The sequence below is a fragment of the Micromonospora aridisoli genome (assembly GCF_056150025.1).
Window position 1 is genome coordinate 1 of the sequence record NZ_JAXCFK010000009.1, and the last position, 18,532, is coordinate 18,532.

At 70.2% G+C, this 18,532-nt stretch carries 17 protein-coding genes and 1 pseudogene; 10 read left to right on the forward strand and 8 right to left on the reverse strand.

Annotated elements, in window-relative coordinates:
• From SM447_RS19360 to SM447_RS19370, 3 genes are all read right to left on the reverse strand, one after another.
• Positions 1–304 (reverse strand): endo-1,4-beta-xylanase (locus SM447_RS19360; protein ID WP_474574236.1); only part of this gene is annotated, 304 nt, incomplete at its 3' end.
• Between the two features lie 263 nt (positions 305–567).
• Complete coding sequence (locus tag SM447_RS19365; protein WP_474574237.1) at positions 568–1,614, reverse strand: acetylxylan esterase; 1,047 nt, start codon at positions 1,612–1,614, stop codon at positions 568–570.
• A 20-nt stretch (positions 1,615–1,634) separates the two neighbouring features.
• Positions 1,635–2,666, reverse strand: coding sequence for a LacI family DNA-binding transcriptional regulator (locus SM447_RS19370; protein WP_474574238.1), 1,032 nt, complete (start codon positions 2,664–2,666; stop codon positions 1,635–1,637).
• 298 nt (positions 2,667–2,964) lie between these two features.
• Between SM447_RS19370 and SM447_RS19375 the strand changes: the two genes are divergently transcribed.
• The 7 genes from SM447_RS19375 (at position 2,965) to SM447_RS19405 (ending at position 11,494) form a co-directional block, all read left to right on the forward strand.
• Positions 2,965–5,367 carry a beta-xylosidase/alpha-l-arabinosidase gene (locus tag SM447_RS19375; RefSeq protein ID WP_474574239.1) on the forward strand — a complete coding sequence of 801 codons (2,403 nt, stop codon included), beginning with the start codon at positions 2,965–2,967 and terminating at the stop codon, positions 5,365–5,367.
• Positions 5,364–6,344: an ABC transporter permease gene (locus SM447_RS19380; protein WP_474574240.1), complete on the forward strand. Its 981-nt coding sequence runs from the start codon at positions 5,364–5,366 to the stop codon at positions 6,342–6,344. Before SM447_RS19375 ends, SM447_RS19380 begins: the two co-directional genes overlap by 4 nt.
• Entirely contained in the window at positions 6,341–7,273 is a 933-nt protein-coding gene (locus SM447_RS19385) for a carbohydrate ABC transporter permease (RefSeq protein ID WP_474574241.1), read from the forward strand. Before SM447_RS19380 ends, SM447_RS19385 begins: the two co-directional genes overlap by 4 nt.
• A gap of 45 nt (positions 7,274–7,318) precedes the next feature.
• Entirely contained in the window at positions 7,319–8,959 is a 1,641-nt protein-coding gene (locus SM447_RS19390) for an ABC transporter substrate-binding protein (protein WP_474574242.1), read from the forward strand.
• Between the two features lie 79 nt (positions 8,960–9,038).
• Complete coding sequence (locus SM447_RS19395) at positions 9,039–10,559, forward strand: GH39 family glycosyl hydrolase (protein WP_474574243.1); 1,521 nt, start codon at positions 9,039–9,041, stop codon at positions 10,557–10,559.
• The gene (locus tag SM447_RS19400; protein ID WP_474574244.1) at positions 10,556–11,251 is read left to right on the forward strand and encodes a DUF624 domain-containing protein; all 696 of its coding nucleotides are present in this window, start codon (positions 10,556–10,558) and stop codon (positions 11,249–11,251) included. The genes SM447_RS19395 and SM447_RS19400 overlap by 4 nt, the downstream gene beginning before the upstream one ends.
• Before the next feature lie 81 nt (positions 11,252–11,332).
• On the forward strand, positions 11,333–11,494 hold the full coding sequence (locus SM447_RS19405) for a hypothetical protein (protein WP_474574245.1): 162 nt from the start codon (positions 11,333–11,335) through the stop codon (positions 11,492–11,494).
• Positions 11,495–11,509: 15 nt separating this feature from the next.
• On the opposite strand, the gene SM447_RS19410 is transcribed toward SM447_RS19405, so the two are convergent.
• On the reverse strand, positions 11,510–12,130 hold the full coding sequence (locus SM447_RS19410) for a GyrI-like domain-containing protein (RefSeq protein WP_474574246.1): 621 nt from the start codon (positions 12,128–12,130) through the stop codon (positions 11,510–11,512).
• A gap of 69 nt (positions 12,131–12,199) precedes the next feature.
• Between SM447_RS19410 and SM447_RS19415 the strand changes: the two are divergent.
• Positions 12,200–12,697, forward strand: a pseudogene (locus SM447_RS19415) (YcxB family protein).
• Here the strand turns inward: SM447_RS19415 and SM447_RS19420 are convergent.
• Positions 12,663–13,583 (reverse strand): helix-turn-helix transcriptional regulator, encoded by a 921-nt coding sequence (locus SM447_RS19420; RefSeq protein WP_474574485.1) that lies wholly within the window; start codon positions 13,581–13,583, stop codon positions 12,663–12,665. The pseudogene SM447_RS19415 and the gene SM447_RS19420 sit on opposite strands and share 35 nt — an antisense overlap.
• A gap of 141 nt (positions 13,584–13,724) precedes the next feature.
• Here SM447_RS19420 and SM447_RS19425 point away from each other — a divergent pair, with 141 nt between their 5' ends.
• Positions 13,725–14,375: a class I SAM-dependent methyltransferase gene (locus SM447_RS19425; RefSeq protein WP_474574247.1), complete on the forward strand. Its 651-nt coding sequence runs from the start codon at positions 13,725–13,727 to the stop codon at positions 14,373–14,375.
• A gap of 21 nt (positions 14,376–14,396) precedes the next feature.
• Here SM447_RS19425 and SM447_RS19430 read toward each other — a convergent pair whose 3' ends face one another.
• Positions 14,397–16,463, reverse strand: coding sequence for an alpha-glucuronidase (locus SM447_RS19430; RefSeq protein WP_474574248.1), 2,067 nt, complete (start codon positions 16,461–16,463; stop codon positions 14,397–14,399).
• A gap of 123 nt (positions 16,464–16,586) precedes the next feature.
• Positions 16,587–17,456: an AraC family transcriptional regulator gene (locus tag SM447_RS19435; protein WP_474574249.1), complete on the reverse strand. Its 870-nt coding sequence runs from the start codon at positions 17,454–17,456 to the stop codon at positions 16,587–16,589.
• Positions 17,457–17,645: 189 nt separating this feature from the next.
• On the opposite strand from SM447_RS19435, the gene SM447_RS19440 reads away from it, so the two are divergent.
• Positions 17,646–18,050, forward strand: coding sequence for a DUF2267 domain-containing protein (locus tag SM447_RS19440; protein ID WP_474574250.1), 405 nt, complete (start codon positions 17,646–17,648; stop codon positions 18,048–18,050).
• 18 nt (positions 18,051–18,068) lie between these two features.
• Here the strand turns inward: SM447_RS19440 and SM447_RS19445 are convergent, their stop codons facing one another.
• Complete coding sequence (locus tag SM447_RS19445) at positions 18,069–18,491, reverse strand: roadblock/LC7 domain-containing protein (protein ID WP_474574251.1); 423 nt, start codon at positions 18,489–18,491, stop codon at positions 18,069–18,071.
• Between the last annotated feature and the right edge of the window lie 41 nt (positions 18,492–18,532).

Genomic DNA, 18,532 nt, shown 5'->3' on the forward strand with positions numbered 1-18,532 from the left:
GCCCCTGCTGCGGCTCAAGCGCGTCGATCTTCATCTCGTTCTCGGCCGTGACCGAGTTGAACTCACGGTTCAGGATGCCGACGTAGGTGGAGTCGGACAGCTTGTTCGCCGCCACCGCGGCACCGAAGTACCGACCCGACTGAGCGGCAGCCGCACCGAGCGTGGTCTCGGCAGCCTGGGCACTGGAGGTCACCACCACGCTGGTGGCGACGAGGGCGAGACCGACCGCGGCCGAGACCAGCGCCGCACGCGATCGCAGTCGGGAAGCCGGACGCCCGCTGGCGCGGGCGAGGGCGTTGTTCATGGCATGAGCCTTTCGACGAAGCCGTGCTGATGAGAAGCCGGCCCCGACTACTGCCCAACACGATGGCTCTACCGTCACCGACGCGGTCGCCCGGATGCCGCGTCGGCCGGTGCTTCAGCCGACCATCGTGAGTAGATCGAGGCTGTTGTATCGAAAACAGTATCGAAACAGGCCCGAAAGCTCAACGCGGCAAGGCACACTTTCACCCGTCGACCGGGTCACGGTCCGTCTCCGGTGCCCGCGGCGCGCCACGGGGAATGCGGTCATGCCGGCGAGATCGCGGTCACCGAAAGTTTCGGCCGCCCCGACCGGTGCGGGATCGCCTCGCCGATGATGTCGGCCAGCCAGCGCAGCTGTCGTCGCACGTGGGTGGCGTCGCCGTGCTCGTGCCCGTTGAACGGGTACACGTGCATCGCCCGCTCGGGCAGCGGACCACCGGTGGCGGCGCCGTAGTGGTTGTAGGCGGCGAACGCGGTACTCGGGGGGCAGACCAGGTCGCGCAGCCCCACGCCGAAGTGCACCGGCGCGACCGCCCGCCGGGCGAAGCTGACCCCGTCTACGTAGGAGAGGGTTCGCCGCACGGCCGGCTCCGCTTCGCGATTGACCGCGAGATAGTTGACGATCTCGCCGTACACGCCGACGTCGGTGATCTCGATGGCCCGTTGCATGTGGCAGAGGAACGGCGCGGTGGTGAGCACGGCGGCGAGTTCGGTGTCGAGCCCGGCGACCGCCAGGGCCAACCCGCCGCCCTGGCTGTTGCCGGCGACGATCACGCCGTGCCGGTCGACTCCCGGCAGGGCACGCGCGGCATCCACCGCGCGAACCGCGTCGGTGATAAGCCGGCGGTAGTAGTAGCCCTGCGGGGTCAGGATGCCCCGGGTCACCGGGGACGGCCCGCCGGGTGCCTCGCCGTGCGGGTCTGGGGTGTCCCCGGTGCCGTACTGGCCGGACTGTCCCCTCGCGTCCATGAGCAGGTGCGCGTACCCGGCGACCGGCCAGGTCAGGCGTTCGTGCGGCAACCCTCGGCCGCGACCGTAGCCGACGTACTCCACGATCACCGGCAGTGCGCTGTCCACCCCGGCGGGTCGGTTGTACCAGGCCCGCACCGGATCACCGGCGAAGCCGGCGAAGGTGACGTCCCAGCTGTCCACCAGAGGCAGGTCGGTGGGTTCGGGTCGGACGTCGAGCAGCACCGGTGACTGTGCCGCCGCGTCAAGGGTCGACCGCCAGAACTCGTCGAAATCGGCAGGCTCGGTCACGGCGGGTGCGTACTGCCGCAACTGGTCCAGCGGCAGGTCGAACAGAGGCATGGCTCCTCGCAACGGCTCGGTCAGGGATGTCGGGGTGGTGCGGTGCTCTCCCGGATCACCAGCTCGGCGACCAGGTCTATCCGGCTGGTGGGCAGGGCGTTGCCGCGAGCGAGATCGAGCACCATCTGGGCGGCGGTGCCGGCCATGTCGCGCAGCGGCTGGTTCACTGTGGTCAGGGCCGGACCGACCCAGGCGGAGAGCGGAAGGTTGTCGTAGCCGACCACCGACAGCTCGCCGGGGACGTCGACGCCTAGCTGCCGGGCCGCCCGCAGCACCCCCAACGCCTGCAGGTCGGAACCGGCGAAGATCGCCGTAGGCCGGTCCGGCCGGCTCAGCAACTCGATGCCGTGCGTGTAGCCGGCGTCGAGGTGGAAGTTGCCGTGCCGGACCAGCGTGGCGTCGACCGGGACACCGAGTTCCTCGTGGGCGCAGCGGAAGCCGGCCGTGCGGGCCCGGGCGCAGAGCACGTCCCGTGGGCCGGAGATGACGGCGATCCGGCGGTGCCCGAGATCCAGCAGGTGCCGGGTGGCGATCAGCCCGCCGTTCCAGTTGTTCGAGCCGACCGTGGGTACGGAGGCCACGCTGGCGCTGTCGGTGTCCACCACGACGACGGGGATCGACTGGCGCTGTAGCTGCTGCCGTTGCTGGTCGGTGAGGTTGCACATGACCAGCACCACCCCGAGCGGGCGCCGGGCGATCGCCGCGTCGACCCAGGACTGTGGCGGCCGGCGGGCGGCACTGAGCTGCGACAGCACCACGTTCACCCCGGTCACGGCGGCGACCGCCTCGACGCCCCTGATGATCTCCAGGGCCCAGTCGGAGCCGAACTCGTGAAAGACCAGGTCGATCTGTCCCTCGCCGGGCGCACGGCGGGCACGACGGCGGTATCGGTGCCGTTGCAGGCTCGCCTCGACCCGCGCCCGGGTTCCGGCGGCGACGTCCGATCGTCCGTTGAGGACCTTGGAGACCGTCGCCGAAGAGACACCGACCTCTCTCGCGATGGTCGCAATGGTCGCGGAGCCGAGCGCTGCCGGCGAACGCTTCTCTGCCATCCGATCCTCTGCAACAAGGGCCCGAAAATTTCGGAGACTGTAACACGTCGCGGACCGGTTGAAGGTGACCTGAGTCGATGGCGGCGACTCGCCCCCATGAATGTAGGCAATCGCTTACCAGCGCGACAAGCACGGCTTGAACAGTCTCTTCCAGGGCCCTTGACATGCTCTGTCGTCGCCCTTAGGTTCCCGACACAGGTGCCGAACTGGTTTCCGAAAATTTCGATAATCGCCGTGTTCCACGGCGGTCGGCGTGGCCTGCCGGGAGGACCTCCCGGACCCGGCCGGAGGGGTTCGCATGACAAGTCAGCTGCCCGTCGACGACCGATTGGCGTTCCCCCACGCCGATCGGTGGCGTGATCCGAAGCTGCGACCGGACGAACGGGCCGACGCGCTCATCCCGCTGATGTCGCTGGAGGAGAAGCTCGCTCAACTGGTCGGTCTCTGGGTCGGCGCGGACGCCTCCGGCGAGGGCGTCGCTCCTCATCAGACCGACATGGTGGAGCACACTCCGCCATGGCCGGACGCGATCCGGCATGGTCTGGGGCAGCTGACCCGGCCGTTCGGCACCGCGCCGGTCGATCCGGTGCTCGGCGCGCGGTCCCTGGCCGCCTCCCAGGCGCAGATCGTCGCGGCGAGTCGGTTCGGTATTCCGGCCCAGGTGCACGAGGAGTGCCTCACCGGGTTCGCCGCCTGGCGGGCCACGGTGTATCCGGCACCGCTCAGCTGGGGTGCGGCCTTCGACCCGGACCTGGTGGAGGAGATGGCCGGGCTGATCGGCCGGTCGATGCGGGCCGCCGGCGTCCACCAGGGACTGGCTCCGGTACTGGACGTGACCCGCGACTACCGCTGGGGGCGCACCGAGGAGACGATCGGTGAGGACCCCTACCTGGTCGGCACGATCGGCGCGGCGTACGTGCGCGGCTTGGAGCGGGCCGGTGTGGTGGCCACGTTGAAGCACTTCGCCGGCTATTCGGCCTCCCGGGGAGGGCGGAACCTGGCACCGACGGCGATGGGACGCCGGGAGCTTGCCGACGTGATCCTGCCGCCGTTCGAGATGGCCCTGCGGCTCGGTGGGGCGCGGTCGGTGATGAACTCGTACGCCGAGATCGACGGCGTGCCCGCCGCCGCCGACGAGGACCTGCTCACGCGGACGCTGCGCGAGCAGTGGGGCTTCGACGGGGTGCTGGTCGCCGACTACTTCGCCGTCCGTTTCCTGGAGACCCTGCACGGCGTCGCCGCCGACGCCGCCGACGCCGCGCGGCTGGCCCTGCGGGCGGGCATCGACGTGGAACTGCCCACGGTGGACGCCTACGGCGCGCCGCTGGCGGCGGCGGTGCGCTCGGGCGAGGTGAACGAGGCACTGGTCGACCGCGCCCTACGGCGGGTGCTGATCCAGAAGATCGAACTGGGGTTGCTCGACGAGGACTGGCGGGAGCTGCCCGCCGACGTCGACGAGCTGCGACTCGACGACGAGGCCGGTCGCGGCGCCGCCCTACGGCTGGCCCGCCAGTCCGTCGTCCTGCTGCGCAACCGCGACGGGCTGCTGCCGCTCGCCGCCGGGCGACGGGTCGCCCTGGTCGGTCCGGTCGCGGACGACCCGATGGCGATGCTCGGCTGCTACTCGTTCCCGCTGCACGTGGGCGTGCAGTACCCCGAGCACGGCGTCGGGGTCGAGATCCCGTCCCTGCACGAGGCGCTCAAGCGGCGGCATCCGCAGCTCATCCACGTGCCGGGGACCGGCATCACCGGGGACGACACCACCGGTATCGCCGCGGCGGTCCGCGCGGCCACCGACGCCGACGTCTGCGTCCTGGCCGTCGGCGACCGAGCCGGCATGTTCGGCCGCGGCACCTCCGGCGAGGGCTGCGACGCGGTCGACCTACGGTTGCCCGGGGTACAGAGCGAACTGGTACGCGCGGTCCTGGCCACCGGCACCCCGGTGGTCCTGGTGGTGCTCTCCGGTCGGCCGTACGCCCTCGGCGCTGAGGTGGACGGCGCCGCCGCCATCGTGCAGGCCTTCTTCCCCGGCCAGCTCGGCGGCGAGGCGCTGGCGGAGATTCTGACCGGCGCGGTCGACCCCTCAGGACGGCTGCCGGTCAGCGTGCCCCGGCACGCCGGTGGTCTCCCCGGCACCTACCTCACTCCCATCCTGGGTGGACGCACGGACGTGTCGTCGGTCGACCCGACACCCGCGTTCCCCTTCGGTCACGGTCTCAGCTACACCACCTTCGAGTGGAGTGACGCCGAGGTGGCCGAGACGCCGAACGGCATCATCCCCGGTGAGCCGGCGGCCTGGCCGGTCGACGGTGAGGTGACGGTCGGCGTCACGGTCCGCAACACCGGGGCCCGGGCCGGCACCGAGGTCGTTCAGCTCTACCTGCACGATCCGGTGGCGCAGACCACCCGCCCGGTGGTCCGCCTGATCGGCTACACCCGGGTACCGGTGGAGCCGGGCGAGGCGGCGCGGGTCAGCTTCGTGGTCCCCGCCGACGTCACCTCGTTCACCGGCGTGCACGGCCGGCGTGTGGTCGAACCCGGTGAGGTGCAGCTGCGGCTCGGCCGCTCCAGCGACGACGTGGTGGCGAGCCTGGCACTGCGGCTGGTGGGCGACGAGCGCGAGGTCGGTCACCACCGTGAGCTGGTGTCCCGGGTACGCGTCGAGCCCGTCGCCGTGCCCGCGCCGCGGAGCCGGCCATGAGCAGCACGACCACGCTGACGCCGTCGGCGTCCGCCCCCGACGCGGCGACACCGAACCCGCCGCCGCGGGCCACCCGCCAGACCTGGCGTCGGGCACTGCGGCGGGACTGGCAGCTCTACTCGCTGGCGATCCTGCCGCTGCTGTTCTTCCTGATCTTCCGGTACCTGCCGATGCTCGGCAACGTGATCGCCTTCCGGCGGTTCCAGCCCGGCGGCAACATCTTCGGCGAGTACTGGGTCGGGCTGCGCTACTTCAAGATGTTCCTCAACGACCCGACGTTCTGGAACGTCTTCACCAACACCCTGGTGCTGGGCGCGCTCACCCTGCTGTTCTGCTTCCCCCTGCCCATCGTGCTGGCGTTGCTGCTCAACGAGGTGCGAGCCCGCAAACTCAAGCGGTTCGTGCAGTCCGTCTCCTACCTGCCGCACTTCCTGTCCATCGTGATCGTGGCGGCCATCGTCATGCAGCTGCTGTCCATGGACGGCACGGTCAACCAGCTCGTCCGCGCCGGTGGCGGCGAGGCGGTCCCGTTCCTGCAACGACCGGAGTGGTTCCGCACCATCTACGTCTCGTCCGAGGTCTGGCAGACCGTGGGCTGGGGCACGATCCTGTACCTGGCCGCGCTCACCACCATCGACGAGGACCTCTACGAGGCCTCCCGGATCGACGGCGCGAGTCGCTGGCGGCAGACCTGGCACGTCACGCTGCCCGGCATCCGGCCGACGATGGTGACGCTGCTGATCCTCAACATCGGCACCTTCATGGCGGTCGGGTTCGAGAAGATCCTGCTGCTGTACAACCCGCTGACCTATCCGACCGCCGACGTCCTGTCCACCTACCTGTTCCGGATGGGCTTCGCGTCCAGCAACTTCAGTTACGCCGCGGCGATCGGGCTGTTCGAGGCGGTGATCGGGTTGATCCTGGTGCTGTCGGCGAACCTGATCGCCCGCCGCACGGTGGGGACGAGCCTGTGGTGACCATCGACGCCGGCCAGCGGCCGACCGGGACCGCGCCCCGTCCCCGTCGACGCGGCATCCAGGAGACCCGCGGCTACCGGGCGTTCCGCGTCGTCAACGGGATCATCCTGACCCTCGTGGTGGTGGTGACGCTCTACCCGTTCGTCAACATCGTCGCCCGGTCCATGAGTCACGAGTCGTACATCATCGCCGGCCAGGTGAACCTCGTACCGCGCGGCTTCACCCTGGACACCTACCAGTTGCTGATGTCCGACTCGATGTTCTGGACGAACTACCGCAACACCGTGTTCTACACGGTCACCGCCACGGTCATCTCAATCGTGATGACCACCTGCTACGCCTACGTGCTGTCCAAGAAACAGCTCAAGGGTCGCAGCGCGCTGGTCGGCATCGCGGTCTTCACCATGTTCTTCACCGGTGGGCTGATCCCCAACTACGTCCTGGTCACCAGCCTGGGGCTGAAGAACAGCGTCTGGGCCATCGCCCTGCCCAACGCGATCAACGTGTTCAACCTGCTGGTGATGAAGGCGTTCTTCGAGAGCCTGCCGGTGGAACTGGAGGAGGCCGCCGCCGTCGACGGGCTCAACACGTACGGCATCCTGCTGCGGATCGTGCTGCCGCTGTCGAAGGCCATCGTCGCCACGATGGTGCTCTTCTACGCCGTGGCCTTCTGGAACTCCTGGTTCGCCGCGTTCCTCTACATGGACCGGCAGGAGCTGTGGCCGGTCACCGTGTACCTGCGCAACCTGATCGCCGGTGCCACCGGCGCGGAGAACGTCGGGGCGATCACCGAGGCCAACGAGGTGCAGGCGGAGGCGACGCTCAAGGCCGTCACCATCGTGCTCACCACCCTGCCGATCCTCCTGGTCTATCCCTTCGTCCAGCGGTACTTCGTCCGGGGCATCATGCTCGGCGCGGTGAAGGGCTGACCAGCGCACCCACCCCTGCCACCACCAAGTTGAAAGGATCCCGCCATGTTCCGCAGATCGTGGCGTCACGCGGCGGCAGCCGCTGCCGCGCTGCTCGCCCTCACCAGCGTCACCGCGTGTGGTGACGACCCCTCCGACGCCGAGGACCTGTCGGAGAACCGGGCCGGCGCGATGGAGAACTACGCAGTCGGCACCCAGTTCAAGGCCACCGAACCGCTCTCCTTCTCCGTCCTCTACAACAACCACCCGAACTATCCGCTCAAGGAGGACTGGCTGTTCTGGACGGAGTTGAAGTCCCGGACGAACGTCAGCCTCGAAAAGGTCTCCGTGCCGCTGAGCGACTACAACCAGAAGCGCAGCCTGCTCATCGGTGCCGGCGACGCCCCGCTGCTCATCCCCAAGACGTATCCGCCGGACGTGCACGCGTACGTCTCGTCCGGGGCGATCCTGCCGGTCAGCGACTACCTCGATCTGATGCCGAACTTCAAGGACAAGATCGAGAAGTGGAACCTGAAGGCTGAGATGGACACGCTGCGCCAGCAGGACGGCAAGTTCTACCTGCTGCCGGGCCTGCACGAGAAGCCCTGGCACGACTACTCGCTGGCGGTCCGCACCGACATCCTCGAAGAGCTGAACCTGGAGGTCCCCAAGACCTGGGACGACGTCTACACCATGCTCAAGGCGATGAAGGCGAAGTACCCGAACGTCTACCCGTTCTCCGACCGGTTCAGCCAGCCCAACCCCGCCGGCAACCTGCTGAACCTGCTGGCCGTGTCGCACGGCCTGGAGGGCGCGGGCTGGAACTTCCAGCACGTCAGCTGGAACGCGCAGGCGCAGCAGTTCGAGTACACCGGCGCCTCCGAGCACTACCGGCACATGCTCGAGTACCTCAACAAGCTGGTGGCGGAGAAGCTGCTCGACCCGGAGAGCTTCACCCAGGCCGATGATCTCGCCCGGCAGAAGCTCGCCAACGGCAAGTCCTTTGTGATCAGCACCAACGCGCAGACGTTGGTCAACGACTACCGGCCGGATCTGGCGGCGACCAACCCGAAGGCGAAGATCACCAAGATCCCGTTGCCGGTCGGACCGGCCGGCGAGATCAACCCGGCCAGCCGGCTCGAGAACGGCATGATGATCTCCTCGAAGGCCCGGGAGAGCAAGAACTTCGTGGCGATGATGCAGTTCGTCGACTGGCTCTGGTACTCCGACGAGGGCCAGGAGTTCGCCAAGTGGGGCGTGGAGGGCACTACCTTCGTCAAGGACGGCTCCGGCAAGCACACCCTCGCATCCGACGTCGACATGATCGGCCTCAACCCCGGCGCGCCCAAGCACCTCCAGAAGGACTTCGGCTTCGGCAACGGGGTGTTCGCCTACGGCGGCAAGCCCGAGCTGGTGCAGGCGTTCTTCTCCCCCGAGGAGCAGGAGTTCCAGCAGGTGATGAACGCTCGGGCGCCGAAGTCGCCGCCGCCGCCGTACCCGCTCACCGACGAGGAGCGGGAGCAGGTGTCGCTCTGGGAGACCCCGCTGAAGGACCACGTCTACCAGGCGACGCTCCAGTTCATCCTCGGGCAGCGTGACTTCGCCCAGTGGGACGCGTACGTGGCGGAGCTGAAGAGCAAGAACATGGACGCCTACCTGGAGACGGTCAACAACGCGTACAAGCGCTACCAGGAAAAGAACAACTAGCAGACGTGGCCGGTCCGGTCGTGTCGGCGCGACCGGACCGGCCACCCTTTCCACCACCGCACCGAGCAAGAGGACGACGATGCGCATCACCGTTGCCGATCAGCCCTGCGGGCGGCTCTCCGACGCGTGGCGTTTCGCCGTCGGCACCGGCCGGTTCGACCTGGCGCTGCGGCGCGACTACCAGGACTCGTTGGCCCTGGTCCAGCGCGAGATCGGCTTCCGGCACATCCGGGGGCACGGCCTGCTCAGCGACGGTGTCGGGGTGCACCGGCCGTACGAGTACCGGGGACAACGGCACGTCCGGCACGCGTTCGGCTACGTCGACCAGGTGATCGACGCCTACCTGGACCTGGGCATCCGGCCGTTCGTGGAGCTGGGGTTCATGCCGTCGGGCCTGGCCAGCGGCGAGCAGACCGTGTTCTGGTGGCGCGGCAACGTCACCCCGCCCCGGTCGCACACCGAGTGGGCCGACCTGGTCCGGGCCACCGTCGGCCACCTCGTCGACCGGTACGGCCTGGACGAGGTGCGCGGCTGGCCGATCGAGGTGTGGAACGAGCCGGACCTCAAGGAGTTCTGGCAGGACGCCGACGCCGACGCCTACCACCGGCTGTACGAGGTGACCGCGCACGCGGTCAAGGACGTCGACGCCGACCTCCAGGTCGGCGGTCCGGCGCTCTCCCCCGGCGCCGATGACGGGTGGCTGCCCCGGTTCGCCGACTTCGTCGCCGACCGCTCGGTGCCGATCGACTTCGTCAGCCGGCACGCGTACACCTCCGGCCCGGCTCAGCACGTGCCGTTCGGCGTCCACCAGACCCTCGCCCCGGCGCAGCGGCTGCTCGACCAGTTCGCCAGCCCTCGACGGCTGCTCGCCGGCACCGCGCTGGCGGACCTGCCGGTGCACGTGACGGAGTTCAACAGCTCCTACCGGCCGGACAATCCGATCCACGACACCGCCTTCCACGCCGCCTACCTCGCCCCGGTGCTGGCTGGCGGTGGCGACCTTGTCGACTCCTTCGCGTACTGGACCTTCAGCGACGTGTTCGAGGAGGTCGGCGTCCCGACCACGCTGTTCCACGGCGGCTTCGGTCTGCTCACCCATCGCCAGATCCGCAAGCCCACCTTTCACCTGTACGCCTTCATGAACCGGCTGGGCGGGCAGATCCTGGCCCGGGGCGCGGACCACCTGGTCACCCGCGACGACGCCGGCCGGATCGCCGTGCTGGCCTGGGCGCCGGTCGACGTCACCGGCCGCGACCCGGTGGACGGCCACACCGTACGCCTGTCGTTGCCGGTCGCCGACGCGACCGCCCGGACCGCCTTCCTGCTGCGCTCCTCGGTCAGCGAGGAGGTCGGCAACGCGTGGCGGGCGTGGTGCGAGCTGGGCCGACCGCCCTCCCCCACCGCCGGCCAACTGGACGTCCTGCGGCAGGCGGCCGAGCCGGCCCGGGGGCACGCCTCGCTGCCCGTCACGTCCGGACGCGTCGAACTGGACCTGCACCTGGGCCGGCACGAGGTGACCCTGGCCGAGGTGACCCCGGTGATCGACGAGACTCCGCCGTGGTGGGACGAGCGACGACTGCTGGGCGGGGAGCCCAGGTGAGCACCGCGGCCCGTCGGGAGTTCGGCGCCGGCCCGCTGTCGCGGGGCGCGGCGCTGATCTACACGCTGCTCGTGGTCGAGTTGCTGCTGCTGGTCTGCGCGGCCCCCGGCCTGGTCGCGCTCTTCGCGCTGGAACGGCACGTCAGCAACCTGCCGCTGGTCGCCGTCTGTGCGGTGCCACTCGGCCCGGCGTTCTCCGCCGCGCTGTACACCCTGCACCGGCAGCGCCTCGACCTGACCGAACTGCACCCGTGGCGGCTGTACTGGCGCGGCTACCGGGCCAACCTGAGCGGCTCGCTGCTGGTCTGGGTGCCGACGCTGCTGTGGCTGACCGTCATCGCGGTCAACCTGGTCAACCTGCCGGCGGCCGGGGTGCCCGGATGGTGGGCCGTGCCGCTGGTGCTGATCGGCGCCGCGGTGTCCGTGATCGGGGTCAACGCACTGGTGATCACGTCGCTGTTCACGTTCCGGCTGCGCGACGTGTTCCGGCTGGCCGGGTACTTCGTGCTGCGTACCCCGGTCGTCGCTGTCGGCACCGCGCTGCTGCTGGTCGCGGCGACGGCGCTCACCGTGGTCGCCTCGGAGGCGGCGCTCGCCGCGCTCGGCTCGGTGCTGGCGCTGGCGCTGGTCCGCGGCGGCGCGCCCATGATCGACCTCATCCGGATGGAGTTCACCCACGAGCGCGAGCAGTGAGCGTGCCGAGCCCGCAGTAGCGAGCAACAGGAGACGCCGCGGGCCACGGTTGGTACGTCGGCACCGCGCTCGATCAGCGCGGTGTCTCCTGGGTACGACACCGGCGCGGTCGAGGTGACCGCCACCGTGTCCGGCGTTGATCTGCTCACCGGTGCCCGGGTCGAGCCCGGTGGCCCGCTGCGACTCGCCCCCGGCGGCGTCGTCGTGATCCGCGAGGGCGACCGGGTCGAACCGCAGACCTGACCACCTCCCCGAACGTCATACGCCGGTGACCGGCTGCCTGAGGATCGTGCGCTGTTTCTCGGGGGCGACCCGGCGGAAGTCGCTGAGATAGATCTCGTGGTGCTTGCCGGCGAGGCGGAGCCCCTGGCCGGGGATGAATTCGTGGTGCAGCGTCGCGAGCACGTCCGCTTCGTCGTCGAAGGAGCCGACGTGCAGCGTCTGCACGCATCGCCCCTCGGACAGGTTCTCCAGGCGGAGGTCGTCGAGGCGCGCTGGCGGCTTCTTCGCCCCGGCCTGCGTGACGGCGGTGTGGAACATGGCCTGGTCGATCCAGTCCGGAACCATCAGCAGCAGGGTCCACTGCCACCGCGACTTGTCTCGCCGGGTGGTGAAGGCGTCCATCTCCTCGGCCCACCACAGGCCCTCCAACGGCGGGACGACGTAGTCGCGCCCGAGGTCACGCTTGCTGGCGAACTTGAGCTTGTACGCCACCGGGTAGAGCGTCTCGACGGCCGCGGTGAAGGCGGGCGAGGTGTTGGGGTCGCCGCCGCCGTCGACCATGAGGTACCGCATGTCGGGCACGTCCACGATCCGGAACCGTCCCCGTTGCGCCCGGTAGGCGTCGACGGTCTTCTTGAAGTCGGTCTTCTGCGTCATCACGCTCCTCGACGGCCTTCCGGAGAGCTTAGAGCGACCGAGGGCGGGTGAGGAGACTATGGTGCTGGCGTGCACATCCGCTTCGACGTCCCAGCCGATCCCGCCTATCCGGGCCGGGTGGCCGCCGCGCTCAGCGGTGCTCAGCTGCGCAAGTACAGCTACATCGGGGTGGCCCTGGCGACGATCGGGGCAATCGGTCTCGCTGTCTCGCGCGCATTCGCGTGGGGCGAGCAGAGTTCGCCGCTCTGGATCACGATGATCATGGGTGGTCTGCTGGCGATGCTGTACTGGCCCTGGGTGCGGCTACGCGCCTGACGCCGCTCCGGCGGCTACGCCGTCGAGGGTGCCTACGACATCACCGACGACAACATCATGATGCGCAGCGGCTCGGAGTCCGGCGGCATCGCCTGGGACGGGGTCACCCGGGTCGGCGACACCAGTGAGTTCTGGATCGTGTACGTCGGCCGGATGCCGGCCACCGTGATCCCGCGGCGGCTGATGTCCGCCGACGACGACGAGGCACTGCGAGCGTTCATGGCCGACCGCGGGCTGCTTCGGGCTCGGTGAACTCTGTGGCGGGCCGACCAGCGTCCCGCCACCGGGTCGGTGTCACCCCGTGCTCGGCCCGGAAGCGTTTGATGAAGTAGCTGACGTCGGGGTAGCCGACCCGGCGGCTGATCGCCGCCACGGTCAGGTCGGTGTCGGTGAGCAGCAGGCGGGCCTGCTGCATGCGGCGCTGCGCGATCCACTGCTGAACGGTCCGGCCGGTCTTGCGACGTACGACGGTGGTGAGGTGCCCGGCGGTGAGCGCCAGTTCGGCGGCGACATCGGCCAGCGAGATGGGCTCCTGGTAACGCCGCTCGATGGCGTCGAAGACGGCCGCGAGCAGCGGCTCATCCGCGGATCGCAGCTGATCGGCGACGCCGGTCGACAGCCGGGCCGCGGCCACCAGCAACAGGGTCAGGTGGGCGAGGGCGGCCTCCTGGTGACCGTCGCGTCTGGCCCGCAACTCGGCGTCGAGCACGACGAAACGCTCCACCCAGTCCGCCCGCTCCGAGGGCGGGATGCACAGTCGCTGAGCCCGGTCGGTGCCGCGGGCGAACGGGAGGAGCAACGGATGCGACCGCCACGACGAGTAGGCCCCGGGCATGCCGGGCCGCACCACGTCCGTCGGGAACCACGCCGCCCAACCGTCGGCGACGGTCTCCTCGACCGCGTCGACGAAGGAGACGACCTGCCCCGGCGCGATGACGAAGAGGTCGCCGTCGGTCACCGTCCACCTCCGGCCGTCGATCAGCAGCCTCCCGTGGGCCCGATGCGCGTAGAAGAGCACCAGGAAGTCGTGGGTGTGCGGACCGGCGGGGGGCGGGTCGACGATCGGCGTGCCGTGGGGCACCCGGGCCACGGCGACCGGCGCGAGTCCGGGCACCCGACCGAACCCGATGACCGGCACGCCCTGCCCGGTCACCCCGACAGTGCGGGGCGACGGAACCGAACTTCGTCGCATCCGGCCCACAGTTTCGCCATTGTCCACGGTGCCTCGCTCCATGAGGCTGAGAGTACGACCGAACTCCATCTGATATCGGAGCGTGGCATGACCGAACTACCCCACCCCGCCACTTCGCAGCAGTACCTGCCCGGCATGGGCAAGCACTGGCTGCTACCGCTCTACGACCCGTTCTCCCGCCTCGCGGGCGTCGGGCGTCTCCACGGGCAACTGATGGACCGGGCGAACCTCCGGGCCGGTCAGCGGATCCTGGAAATCGGCTGCGGCACCGGCAACCTCCTGACGGCGCTCGGACGTCGCCTGCCGGACACCGACGCGTTGGGCATCGATCCGGACCCGGCCGCGCTGCGCCGGGCCCGCCGCAAGGCGGCCCGGAGCGGACTCCCGATCCGCTACGAGCAGGCGTTCGCCGGCGCGCTACCACTGCCCGACGACAGCGTCGACCGGGTGCTGTCCGCGTTCATGCTGCACCACCTGGACGCCGACGAGCGTACGCGTGCGCTGCGCGAGGTCGGACGGGTGCTGCGTCCCGGCGGCGAACTGCATGTGCTCGACGTCGACGGCACGCCGTCCGGGCGAAAAGGCGGACTGGCTCACCACAACGCCCGGGTGGCCGCCAGCCTCCCCGAGCGGGTGCTGGACGCGTTGGTCGACGCCGGCCTGAGCGGGGTCTCGGAGAACGGCCGGGGCAGGGCGTGGTTCGGTCGGTTCGCCTTCTACCGTGCCGAGGCACCCTGAGGCGGCCGGCCGGTGGCCGGCTCAGTGCAGCGGGCGGCCATGCGCGTCGGGCACCCCGGACTTGCGGTGGAAGTAGGCGTTGATCTGGTCACGCCATTCCCGCGCGCAACGCAGCTGCTCGTCGAGCCGCTCGGTGACCCGGGCGTGCACGTCCGCGTCCACCAGCCCGGCCAGCGACTTCCATCGCTGGCAGGCCGCCTCCACCTCGGCCACCCCGTCGAAGTGGGTGTCGTAGATGTGCTGGATGACGGTGCGTCCGCTGTGCAGCACATGCTCGTACGGCACGTGGTGGAAGAAGAGCAGCAGCTCGTCCGGGCAGGTGTCCGGCGACTCGTACACGCGTGACCACGGCCGCGGGTACTGGCCGGTGAAACCCGTGCCGGTGGCCCGGGACCGGTCCACCCCCACGCCGTCGCGATCGGCGAAATGGTACGTGCCCCACGGGGTGTACTCGTACCCGTCGACGTCGGGGCCGTAGTGGTGCTGCGGCCGCACCATGAAGCCCACGCCCAGCGGGGCGGTGTACCGCTCGTAGGTGCGCCACGAGTCGTCCATGATCTCGTGCAGTGTGCGGCGGAGCAGCTCGGGTTCCGCGCTGGCCTCCGGCTGGAAGGTCATCTCGATCCACTCGTCGAGCACCTCCGCCGGCCGCAGCCGCGGATCCCAGGCGAGCCGGCCGAAGGCGTAGAGGTTGGCCTGGGCCAACGGGTGACCGGTCCAGAACGGGTCGTCGCCCACGTTGGAGACGGCGACCAGCCCGCCGCCGTCGGCAGCCACGTCGGCGACGGTACGCCCGTCGTCGCCCCAGCCGAACCGCAGCAGCTCGCTCCACCAGGGAGCCAGGTAGCACACGTGCCGCTGCTGGCCGGTGTACTCCTGTGTCACCTGGAACTCCACCGCCAGCCGGGTGCCCGGCATCGCAGTGATCATCGGCGATACGGGTTCCCGGGTCTGGAAGTCCATCGGGCCGTGCTTGACCTGCACGATGACGTTGTCGCGGAAGCGGCCGTCGAGCGGGGCGAAATGGTCGAAGGCGGCGCGGGCCCGGTCGGTCGAACGGTCACGCCAGTCCTGCCGGTGGTTGTAGACGAAGGCTCGCCAGTGCACCACGCCGCCGTGCGGTTCCAACGCCCCGGCGAGCATATTCGCCCCGTCCGCGTGGTCGCGGCCGTAACTGAAGGGACCCGGTTGCCCCTCCGAGTCGGCCTTGACCACGTAGCCGCCGAAGTCGGGAATGCGGGCGTACACCGCTCGGGTGGTCGCGGCCCACCAGGCCCGCACCGCGTCGTCGAGCGGGTCCGCGGTGGGCATCCCGGCGAGGACGACGGGCGCGGCGAAGGTGACCGACAGGTGCACCCTGATGCCGTACGGGCGAAGCTCGTCGGCGATCTGCGCGACGTCGTCGAGTCGCTCGGTCAGCAGTCTCGCCTCGGTGGCGTGGACGTTGACGTTGTTCACCGCCACCGCGTTGATCCCGCACGCGGCCAGCAGCCGCGCGTACGCCCGTATCCGGTCGCGGTCGTGGCGGGGCTGGCCGTCGTGCCAGAAGATCGACCCGCCGGCGTAGCCCCGCTCGACCTGCCCCATCACCGGGTGCACGGCGACGTTGTCCCAGTGGTCGAGCATCCGACGACGCATCGCCGGCCGGTACGCCTGCACGGCCTGGGGTGCGCCGAACGCCGCCTCGCCGAGGCGGGCCAGGTGGAACAGACCGTAGAGCAGCCCGGCCGGTTGGTCGGCGAGCAGCACGGTGACCGCACCCGGTCGGGCCAGCGCGTATCCCTCCGCGCCGAGCGGGCCACCACCGGCCGCGTCGAGGTCGGCCAGGGCAGCGCGGACGGCGTCCAGGTCGGCGGGGCCGCCGTCACCGATCGCCGGGACCAGCGCGAGCACGAGGCTCGGCGGCGACCCCTCGGTCTCCCGCCGGAGGCTGCCGCCGTACTCGGCGCAGGCCCGCTCGATCTCGGCGACGACCGTGTCGACGAGCCCGCCGTCGCCGAGTACGAGACAGTGCCGGGAACCGACCGCGCGGAACACGTCGGGTGGCAGCCAGGCGGGGTGGACGTCGGCCGGAGCGGGGCGGGTCATTGCGCAGATCGTAACGATCTCGCCAAACGCGTCAAGACAGTTCCGGAAGTTTCGGCCGGCCGGTGGGCGCGCCAGGTCTGGCGTGCCCACCGGTCAGCGGCCACGGCACGCGGGCCGTACCCGTCAGGCCGGTTCGACGGGCAGCCACAGTTCGCAGGTGGCGGTGCTGAAATCGGCCGCGTGCTGGAGGATCGTGACGATCGACGGTCCCGGGCGCAGCCGCCACGGGTTCGCCGGGAACCATTCGGTCGCGGTTGCCGCCCAGGCCTGTTGGAGGGTCTGCGGATGCGGCCCGGCGGTGCGGAAGACCGCCCACCGGCCGGCCGGCACCTCGATGGTGTCGAGGTCGTCGGGGACCACGGTGTCGCGGGTGACGGCCACCCCGTGCAGGTAGGTCAGTTCGGTGCCCTCGGTGCCGTCGGGGTCAAGGTCGTCCGAGACCTGGAGCAGACCGCCCGGTTCGGTGTCGCTGAGCTCCTTCAACCGCTGGTGCTCCTCGGCCGGTAGTGCGGTGATGTGCCGCTGGATGTGCGGGTTGACGCCCTGGTGGACGAGCGGAACCCGGGCGGCGTGTCCGATGAGCCGGAACGCGGGGCGGTCGACGATGCGGGTGTCCACGGGTGTGCTCCCTTCGACGGTCAGGCGGAACCTGAGCTGCGGTTGTGTGCGAAGGGGGCCTCCGTCGCGGCGTACCTCACCGGGACCGACGCCGTGGACCGCCCGGAACGCTCGCCCGAACGCCTCCGTGGAGCCGTACCCGTACCGGATCGCGATGCTGAGCAGGTCGTCCCCGCCGCGCACGAGGTCGGCGGCGGCGACGGTCATGCGGCGCCGTCGCACGTACTCCGACAGCGGCATGCCGGCCAGCGACGAGAACATCCGGCGCAGGTGGTACTCGGTCGTGCCGAGCGTCCGCGCCGACGCGGTGACGTCGAACTCTCCGGTCAGGTGCTCCTCGACCAGATCAACGAGCCGGTTGAGTGCCGAGATCACGAGGCCTCCTTTCGACGTCAAGCCTGGCCCGCGCGACCCTGACCGCGCCCGATCATCCTGGCCCGATCCGATCATGCCGGCCCGCAGGGGCGCGACGTCATCGGCTTGCCGGGTCGGCACACGACGCCCCCGTTTGGGACGCCGGGGGGCGGGTAGACGCCGGGTCCGTGGCGAGAGGGGAACGGCGAGGTGGATGACGAACAGTTCATCGACTCCGTGGCGAACCGCACAGGGACCTCGGCCGAGCAGGCGACCGCGATCGCGCGGGCCACGCTGACCACCCTGGCGGAGCGGATCGACGGCGGCGAGGCACGCGACCTCGCCGGTCAACTGCCCGAAGGGCTGCGGGCGTACACGTTCGGTCCGCATGAGGCCGCCGAGCGGTTCGGACTCGACGTGTTCGTGCAGCGGGTCAGTGGGCGGGCCGACGTCGATCCCGACCTGGCCGCCGCCGGTGTCCGAGCGGTCCTGGACACCATCCGCGAGGCCGTCGCCGCCGGTCAGTACGACGACGTCATCGCGTTCCTGCCCGCCGAGTTCTGGCAGGTGGCCAACCCGGCTCCGCAGTACGACGCACAGCGCGACCGGGGCTGACCGCGCCGCCGCCGGACGTCACCGGAGCGCGGCGCGGTCGACGACCGGCTCCAGGTACACCGGCAGATGGTCGCCGGCCTGGGCCACGAACATCGCCACCTCGTACGCCATGTCCCCGACCTCCGCGTCGCCGTCGATGCCGACAGCGAGGACGGCACCGTTTCCGGTGGTGGCGTGGAACAGGAACGCCCGGGACATCTGCACCACCACCTGGTGCAGTTCGCCGTCCCCGCAGACCCGCGCGGCGGCCAGACCCAGCGCCTGGAGCCCACAGACCATGCTGGACAGTTGGCCGGCGAGTTCATCGTCGATGCCCCGGGAGGCGCCGAGCAGGAGCCCGTCCGGGGAGAGCACCACCGCGAACTGGGCACCCGGAACACGGTCGACGATGTTGTCGAGCGCGCGGCCGAGGTTGTCGGCGGTGGCCACCGCAGCAGTCATGGAATGTCCTCTCGCTGAGCGAACCGGTGCGGGCCGGTCCG